At 60.0% G+C, this 8,106-nt stretch carries 6 protein-coding genes; 1 reads left to right on the top strand and 5 read right to left on the bottom strand.

Going from position 1 to position 8,106, the window contains the following annotated elements:
• Positions 1-104 precede the first annotated feature (104 nt).
• From ACYVL5_RS02025 to ACYVL5_RS02005, 5 genes are all read right to left on the bottom strand, one after another.
• Positions 105-824 (bottom strand): hypothetical protein, encoded by a 720-nt coding sequence (locus ACYVL5_RS02025; protein WP_460593872.1) that lies wholly within the window; start codon positions 822-824, stop codon positions 105-107.
• Between the two features lie 25 nt (positions 825-849).
• Positions 850-1,575 (bottom strand): dolichyl-phosphate beta-glucosyltransferase, encoded by a 726-nt coding sequence (locus tag ACYVL5_RS02020; protein ID WP_460593871.1) that lies wholly within the window; start codon positions 1,573-1,575, stop codon positions 850-852.
• A gap of 235 nt (positions 1,576-1,810) precedes the next feature.
• A complete protein-coding gene (locus tag ACYVL5_RS02015) occupies positions 1,811-3,049 on the bottom strand; it encodes a type II toxin-antitoxin system HipA family toxin (RefSeq protein ID WP_460593870.1) in 1,239 nt (412 codons plus the stop codon).
• The gene (locus tag ACYVL5_RS02010) at positions 3,042-3,521 is read right to left on the bottom strand and encodes a helix-turn-helix domain-containing protein (protein WP_460593869.1); all 480 of its coding nucleotides are present in this window, start codon (positions 3,519-3,521) and stop codon (positions 3,042-3,044) included. Before ACYVL5_RS02010 ends, ACYVL5_RS02015 begins: the two co-directional genes overlap by 8 nt.
• Before the next feature lie 252 nt (positions 3,522-3,773).
• Positions 3,774-5,447 (bottom strand): methyl-accepting chemotaxis protein, encoded by a 1,674-nt coding sequence (locus ACYVL5_RS02005; protein WP_460593868.1) that lies wholly within the window; start codon positions 5,445-5,447, stop codon positions 3,774-3,776.
• A 321-nt stretch (positions 5,448-5,768) separates the two neighbouring features.
• On the opposite strand from ACYVL5_RS02005, the gene ACYVL5_RS02000 reads away from it, so the two are divergent.
• Complete coding sequence (locus ACYVL5_RS02000; protein WP_460593867.1) at positions 5,769-8,105, top strand: ATP-dependent helicase; 2,337 nt, start codon at positions 5,769-5,771, stop codon at positions 8,103-8,105.
• The last annotated feature ends 1 nt before the right edge of the window (position 8,106 follow it).

Here is an 8,106-nt window from a genome sequence, read left to right as displayed (position 1 = left end):
CCAAGGCCACGCGTTCGCCAAGACACTCTCCGAGAAAGGAGGTGACTCAACGGCAACATCCCTGGACCAAGCAATTCTCTAACAGGGGGTGGTACACTTTTCGATTACCGTAACTGGTACACTTTTACGCTGCCATTGACATTGGCTTGTAAAAGGTGGTTGAACACCAGCCAGTTGGAGAAGAGATAGACCGGAACCATGGCCGCAAACGGGGCGACACGAAGGGCAACGCCTTTCTTGTCTCGCCACCCCTCAAGGAATATAAGCTCGATCAGGACGAGAATGAAGGGCAGTGATGCGGCTTCCTCTTTGCTGAAGGTCGCCAGCAGATAACAGGCCAGGGCCACCGCGAACGCCCATTTCGAGCTCTCCCGCCGGAAATACAGGTAAGCGTTGAGCGTGCTGAGATAGAAGAACAGGTTGATTAAGGAACTGTTGGTAGCTTTCCAAAGGACTGCGTCCGCCCCGACGGAATTGAAGACGAAGAAGAGCCCTGCGAGGAACGCAAACAATTTTTCTTTGGATAGCTGCGAGAGAAACAAGTAAAGAAGTACGGCATTTGTCGCGTTTAGGAGGATGCCAAACCAGGCGTAACCCCTTGGGTCAAGACCGGAAAAATGGTAGAGTGGCCACCACGTAAGATTACTCACCACTCGAAGGGTGTTGTACCCAAACAGCACATTGACAAAATTGCCTGAAAAGTTTTCCAGGTACTTGAAATCGTCGTAGGCGAAGAAATTGTTTGCGGATGGCCCATAGTAGATGCAGGTGGCGAGAAGGGCCAGGATGACAAAGACTGTGAGCTCCTTGTTTTCCGTTTTCAATTTGGGAACCTTTCTGAACGAACGATTATGCTCGATCATAGCGACCGGAGATGTCGTTAAATCTTATCTTGAAAATATCGGTGAACATCTTAATGGAGTCAGCGAAGAGCTTAACCTTCGAACCATTCACGTCGGTCCAACTGACCGGAATCTCTGAAACCTTGTACCCAAATTTACGGGCAAGGTAGAGAACTTCCACGTCAAAACCAAAATCGTCTATAGTCAGGCTGGCGAAGATACGTTCCGTGGATTCAGCTGTGAATAGCTTAAAGCCACACTGAGTGTCCTTTACCCCTGACACGGCGAAGACTTTGACCAGTATATTGAAGATCGTGCCCATCACCTTCCGGTGCACCGTGCCACGCACAACTGCGCCGTCCCCGGATATTGCCCGAGAGGCTATCGCGATGTCCGCCCCTCTCAGAAGGGCCGTCTGCAGTCTTCCCAGTTCCTCAATCGGGGTCGCTCCGTCGGCGTCGACGAATAGACGTTGCTTTCCGGTTGCGCGGAGCATACCGGTTCTGACCGCAAATCCTTTCCCCCGGTTGCTGGGCAATGAGATGAGCTTTATTCTACTTTCCTGCAAAGACAACAAGTTCACAGCTGATGCAGTTGAATCAGTGCTGCCGTCATCTACTACCAGAATTTCGTAATTGAAATGTAATGTATCAAGGTGTGCGAGGATGGAATGCAGACAAGCAGGGAGGCGTTCTTCTTCATTGTATGCTGGTACAATTATCGAAAGATTCATAAATCAGGCCTGGGATAGGCATCATAGCAGACATCACAACTTCTAGCTAGCGATCAAAATTGCTTCAGATCCTTTTTCGCTTATACACCATCGAGCACCTAACCTGACTTTGTGCCGGTACTCGAGCGGGCAATGGGGTCACAATGAGATAAAAAGGGGGCGGCACCTTGAAAGGGACCGCCCCTTTTGTCTTTGAATAAGGGCCCGCGAAAGCCGGCTCCAGGAGAGCCTCGAATCAGGCGATCTTCTTGAGGGTTGAGTCGATCCGCAGGTTGATGGTCTGCACGACCCGTAGCAGGAGGTCGCAATCGTACTTCTTGAACTCGACCTTGCGCAGGCCGATGGTCATTTGCCGGATGGTGCTCCCCAAGCCACGGATCAGGTCGAAGATAAGCTGCGGTTTCACAGCCAACTCCTCGGCGAGGAGTCTCCAGTGCCTTTCCTGTACCTTGTCAGGGTCGGTCTCTCCGCCGATCGCCATGGCAAGGGACCCGGCGAGTTCGGGATAGGTTCGCGTCGACAATAGGTCGTAAAAGGGAGCCAGCTGGGGCGGCCTCCCGGGCAAGTGAAGCAGTGAGATGTTCTTCGCGTGGTTGTCGCAGTTGCCGATGAGATAGTTGAAGACCAGCCATTTCAACAAAAGTAAGGCATCTTGTGCTGGTGATCCGCTGTAAGCGCGTATCGTGTCGTAGCACTGTTTAAAGGATGGTCCCCCTTCGCCTTCGTACTTGAATCGAGGCGGGACTTTCAATGCCTGGCAGAAGTCCTCCTGATGCAGCCGGTAAACCGTGTCGTCCTCTATGACACGGTCGTAGCGCTCTACGACAAAAAAGCTTACTTCGCCGACAGTCTGTATGAAACAGCTTGGTACGGGCAGGCCGGCCTTTCCCGCCAGCGTCATGCAGAACGCCTCGTTTACCACTGCGTCGTCCAGATGGGTCATTTGCGGCTTGATGATGTGGGTGCTCGGCGCGCCATGCGGAAGGCAGAAGGTCGCGCCATTGAAAAATACCGGAAGCTTTTTCTGTGCCCCCGCCAGGCTCAGCCTTATCCCGCTTTCCCCGGCCAGGAGCGGCCGTTTCGGTAACTCTTCTATCAGTTTCTTCAACTGCGCTTTGGTCTTAGGCTCGTAGTACCCCGCCTGTTCGATACTGTTTTCCGGCAGTACCGAAACAGCTCCGGCGCAATCGCCGCCGATCTTCTCCAGAATGCCATAATCGTTTTCCTCAGAGACCCGCAGCCGCCGCGCCACCGCCTCACGGAGCTCCCCGTCGGGAAGGAGGTTCGCGAAAAAAGGGTGGGCCTCGTCGTCGGCGAATTCTCCTTCCTGGAGAGGCAACGACAGAGAAAAGCAGACGAGCGGGTTTTCCAGCCACGACCTGTCGTATTGAAAGGAAAACAGCCCGTTCTTGTTCAGCCACAACTGCCCGACCAAGCGGCCGTCAAGCAACACGAAGAGTCTATGCCTATTCATCGTGTGTCACCTTGGCCTTGCGGGTTTTGGACTTGGCCTCGGCAGTGGCATCCGGCTCCGGCGGGGTTTTGGAGATCAGGATCTTGAACCCTCCATGATGCGGGACTCTTAGGTACGCCGGCACCTGCGGTGAATCGATGATATCAGTCGCGCGCTCGCCGATCGGCTCATTTGCTTTTTGGGCACTTCTGCCAGAGCTTGGTGCGGCCGGTAGTTCGTCAGTCGCAGACAGCCGATCAGCTGCTTTCTCCGCTGCCTGTAACCCTCTGGCTGCGCCGTACAACTCTATGCCGAGGCAATCAATCACCTGAAAGACCTTGTCCAACTGAACCGTCGGCTTGCCGTTCTCCAGCGCGGACAAAAACACATAGCCGACGTTGCAGAGGTTGGCCGCTTCAGCCAAGGTGAGGCCGTCTTCCTTACGCTTTCGTCTGATCAGGATGCCTAGATCTTTACCGGATCGTATTCTCACGCCTTTTCCCCCTGGAGGAGTGCCGGGACTAATGTATGCGAACGGATACATTTATATAGAGTCCCACCGCCTGAGTAAAGGAAATATTTTCGTTCGAATATAATACCCGAAAGTCCATGATCGTCGCGGGTGCAATATCCGTTCGAATATAAAAGCGGACGCGGAGGCCATAAAAGAGGGTGAAAATACACGATCGTGTACTTTCACCCTTGTCGTGCAGGGGGGAGGCGGCCGGGGGCGTGAAGGGAAGGACTAGAAGGCTTCGAAATCGGCGTCGGCGGTGTCGGCGGACGCGACGAGATCGCTGCCGGCGGCGGACCGGCGTCGCGAGCCTTGATCGGCCGGGCCGGCCGGGGCTGCCTTGGTAAGGGCGGCACGCCTGCGGGCGGGTTTGCCCGGCGAGGGGCGGCGGTGGGAGGCGCCCCCGAGGTTGAAGAAGGCGATGGAGCCTTGGAGCTGGTCGGCCTGGCTGTTCAGCTGTTCGGCGGTGGAGGCCATCTCTTCGCTGGCGGAGGAGTTCTGCTGGATGACCTGGTCGAGCTGCTGGATCGCCTTGTTGATCTGGAGGGCGCCGGTCTCCTGCTCGTGGCAGGAGGCGCAGATCTCCTGGACGAGCTCGGCGGTGCGCTGGATGTCGGGGACCATCTCGCCGAGCATGCTGCCGGCCCTCTCGGCGATCTCGACGCTGTTGAAGGAGAGCTCGGAGATCTGCACCGCGGCACCCTGGCTCCGTTCGGCGAGCTTTCTCACCTCGGAGGCGACCACCGCGAATCCCTTGCCGTGTTCGCCGGCCCGGGCGGCCTCGATGGCGGCGTTCAGGGCGAGGAGGTTGGTCTGGCGCGCGATTTCCTCGATGATGCCGATCTTGCCGGTGATCTCCTTCATCGCCTCGACGGTCTGGGTGACGGCCTTCCCGCTCTCCTTGGCGTGGAGGGCGCATTTGAGGGCGATCCTCTCGGTCTGGGTGGCGTTGTCGGCGTTCTGGGTGATGCTCGAGGCCATCTCCTCCATGCTGCTCGAGACCTCTTCGGCCGCCGAGGCCTGCTCGCTCGCCCCCTGGCTCAACTCCTCCGCGCCGGCCGAGAGCTGCTGGCTCCCCGAGGCGACTCCGTCGGAGACGCCGCGCACCCCCTCCACCACTTCCCGAAGCCTCTCCACCATCTCGTTGAGGGCCTGCCCCAGTTGCCCCACCTCGTCCCGGGAGGTCGCCTCCATCTTCTGGGTGAGGTCTCCCGAGGAAACCGCCTGGGCGAAGGCGACGCCGGAGCGGAGCGGGAGCGCGATCATGCGGGCGATGAAGAGGCCGAAGAGCACCGCGATGGCGAAGCCCGCGGCCACCGCGGCGACCATCCGCTGGGAGGCGCTGGCCGCCACGGCGCTGTTGTCGTCGGCGGTCACCTTGGCCTGCTGCAGCTTGGAGGCCACCAGCCGGTCGACCACTTCCTGGTAGTGGATGGCGGATTTCTTCCCGTCGCCGGTGAGGATCGCGCGGGCTTCCGCGTCGCGGTCGACGTCGGCGAGCTCGATGACCCTTTCGATGTAGCGCCCGTATTCCACCCGGACCTGCTTGTAGTCGTCGAGGAGCCGCCGTCCCTCATCGGTGAGGATGGTCTTCTCCACCTGCTTGACCTTTTCGGTGATCTCGGACCGCAAGGCCGCGATGGATGCCTTGAGGCGGGCCTTTTCGGCGGGGTCGTTGGTGTCGACCAGGTCGCGCAGGGTGATCCGCACCCTCTGGAAGTTGATCGACATGGTCCCCATGTCTCCCAAGGGGACGGTTATCTTCTCGTAGAGCTTCGTGTCGGCTGCCTCGATCTGGCGGATCTTGGTGATCCCTATCCAGCCGATGACGGCGGCGATGAAGGCAAGCGTTAGGAAGCTTACAATCAGTCTGCCGCCAATCTGCATGTCTCTAAACCATTGCATTGCTGGCCCTCCGTGTCTGGGCAGTACTCATTGGAATCCGGCTGGACTATTAAAATGTGCTGCCGGTAAAGGTGGTTGACAGTTGAAGCGGGTTTTCTCTTACTGATCGACAGAGGTTGTGAGTACTTGAAGAAATTTATGAAGGGGAGGGAGGTTCGGTCCGGGAGCCTCGTTCGGAAGCGCTCCCTCGCCAACCCCATCCTCACCCTGTCCCTCCCCTTGAAGGGGAGGGTGCCGGATTCCCTTTTGACCTAATCCCGGCGAGGTGCTATAAGTAGGGGCGCTGTTTCCTGCGCCCGCGCTTCCAAGGATTGCCTCATCATGAAACTGCTTCACAACCTGAACCCTCCCCAGAAGGAGGCGGTGCTCCACGGCGAAGGGCCGCTTTTGATCCTGGCCGGCGCCGGCTCCGGCAAGACCCGCGTCATCGTCCACCGCATCGCCTACCTCATCCACGAACGCGGCATCCCCCCCTGGCAGATCCTGGCGGTCACCTTCACCAACAAGGCGGCCGGCGAGATGCGGGAGAGGATCCTCGACATGGTGGGCTCGGCGGAGGTCCCTTTCATCTCCACCTTCCATTCCTGCTGCGCCCGCTTCCTGCGCCACGATATCCACCACCTGGGCTACGCGTCCAACTTCGCCATCTACGACGACAAGGACTGCGAGCGCCTCTTGAAGGAGGTGTCCGGCGAGCTTCTTCTGGACGAGAAGCGCTACCCGGTGAAGGCCCTCTCCGCCGCCATCGACGAGTTCAAGAACTCCGGCTGCCTCCCCGGCGACGCCCCGACCGGGACCCCCTACCAGGCCACCATCGCCCGGGTCTACGCCAATTACCAGGAACGCCTCAAGCGCTGCAACGCGGTCGACTTCGGCGATCTCCTGCTCCTCACCGTGCGTCTTTTCGACGAGCATCCCGAGGTGCTCTCCCGCTACCAGGAGCGCTACCGCTTTATCATGGTGGACGAGTACCAGGACACCAACGCGGTCCAGTACCGGCTGGTCCGCCAGCTCGCCGGCCAAAGGAGAAACCTCTGCGTGGTCGGGGACGACGACCAGTCGATCTACGGCTGGCGCGGCGCCGATATCCGCAACATCCTCGAGTTCGAGAAGGATTTCCCCGGCGTCAAGGTGGTGAAGCTCGAGCAGAATTACCGCTCCTCACGCAACATCCTCGACTCGGCCTGGAACGTGGTGGAGAAAAACCGCGGCAGAAAGCCGAAAAGGCTTTGGACGGAGAACCCGGAAGGGGAGCCGATCCACTACCGTACCCTTCCCAACGAGTGGGAGGAGGCCCGCCTGGTCTGCCGGGAGACGGCCCGCTTCCTGGAGGAGGGGGGAAGCCTCTCGGACGTGGCGGTCTTCTACCGGACCAACGCCCAGTCCCGCGTGATCGAGGACGCCATGGTGGCGGCCAGCATCCCCTACCACATGGTGGGCGGGGTCCGTTTCTACGCCCGTCTCGAGGTGAAGGACATCCTCGCCTACCTGAAGGTGCTCGACAACCCGGCCGACGAGGTGTCGCTCAAGAGGATCATCAACACTCCCCCCCGCGGCATCGGCGCCGCCACCGTCCAGCGCATCTCCGAGTACGCCTCGCAGCGGGAGATCTCCTTCTACGCCGCCATGATGGAGGCCGCCACCGGGAACCTCCTCTCCGGGGCCGCCCGCAACAAGGTGACCGCCTTCGCGGTGGAGCTGAGGGGATACCGGGAGCTGACCGAGAAGCTCCCGCTCGACGAACTGACCGCCGCCATCATCCAGGACACCGGCTATCTCGCGCGCCTGAAGGCGCAGAAAAGCGACGAGGCCCGGGAGCGGATCGAGAACCTCCAGGAGCTCGTCACCGCCATGCAGGTCTTTCTGAAAGGCCCGGGCGAGAAGGGGCTCGCCCCCTTCCTCGAGCAGGTGGCCCTGGTCTCGGACCTCGAGGAGGAGGGGGAGGGGAAGAAATCCTCGGTGACCATGATGACGCTCCACTCCGCCAAGGGGCTCGAGTTCCCGCTGGTCTTCATGATCGGCATGGAGGAGCGGCTCTTCCCGCACCTGCGCTCGCTGGAGGACCCCTCCCAGATGGAGGAGGAGCGGAGGCTTTGCTACGTCGGGATGACCCGCGCGAAGAAGCGCCTCTTCCTCACCAACGTGAGAAGGCGCCACATCTTCGGCCAGGAGCAGATGAACCCGCCGGCCCGCTTTCTCCGGGACATCCCGGTGGAGCTCCTCGACCAGGCCGACGAGCTCCAGCAGTACCAGCAGCAGCGCTCCTTCGGGTACCAGGAGCCGACCTACAGCTACGACAGCGACCGGGGCACCCCCTACCGGGAGCCCGGCTTCTCCCGGGGCACCTCGATCCGTGAGCCGGAGCCCCCCCGCGGCCCCTTCCAGCATCCCCAACAGGCCCCGCCCCCCTCGGCCCACAACCTCGCCTCGCTCTTCGAGGAGGAGATGGAGCCGGAGGCGGACAACGAGGTCCGCATGGTCCCCGAGCACCACGAGGACGGCGTCGTCATCGGGATGCGGGTGCGCCACGCCCAGTTCGGGAGGGGGACCATCCGCAAGATCGAGGGGGAGGGGGACAACCAGAAGGTGATCGTCTGGTTCAACTCGATCGGCCCCAAGAAGCTCCTGGTCCGCTTCGCCGGCCTTGAGAGGGATTGAC

The organism is Geomonas sp. Red276, assembly GCF_054784495.1.
The sequence above is the reverse complement of the archived record's forward strand: the minus strand, read 5'-3'. Positions and strand labels throughout refer to the sequence as shown.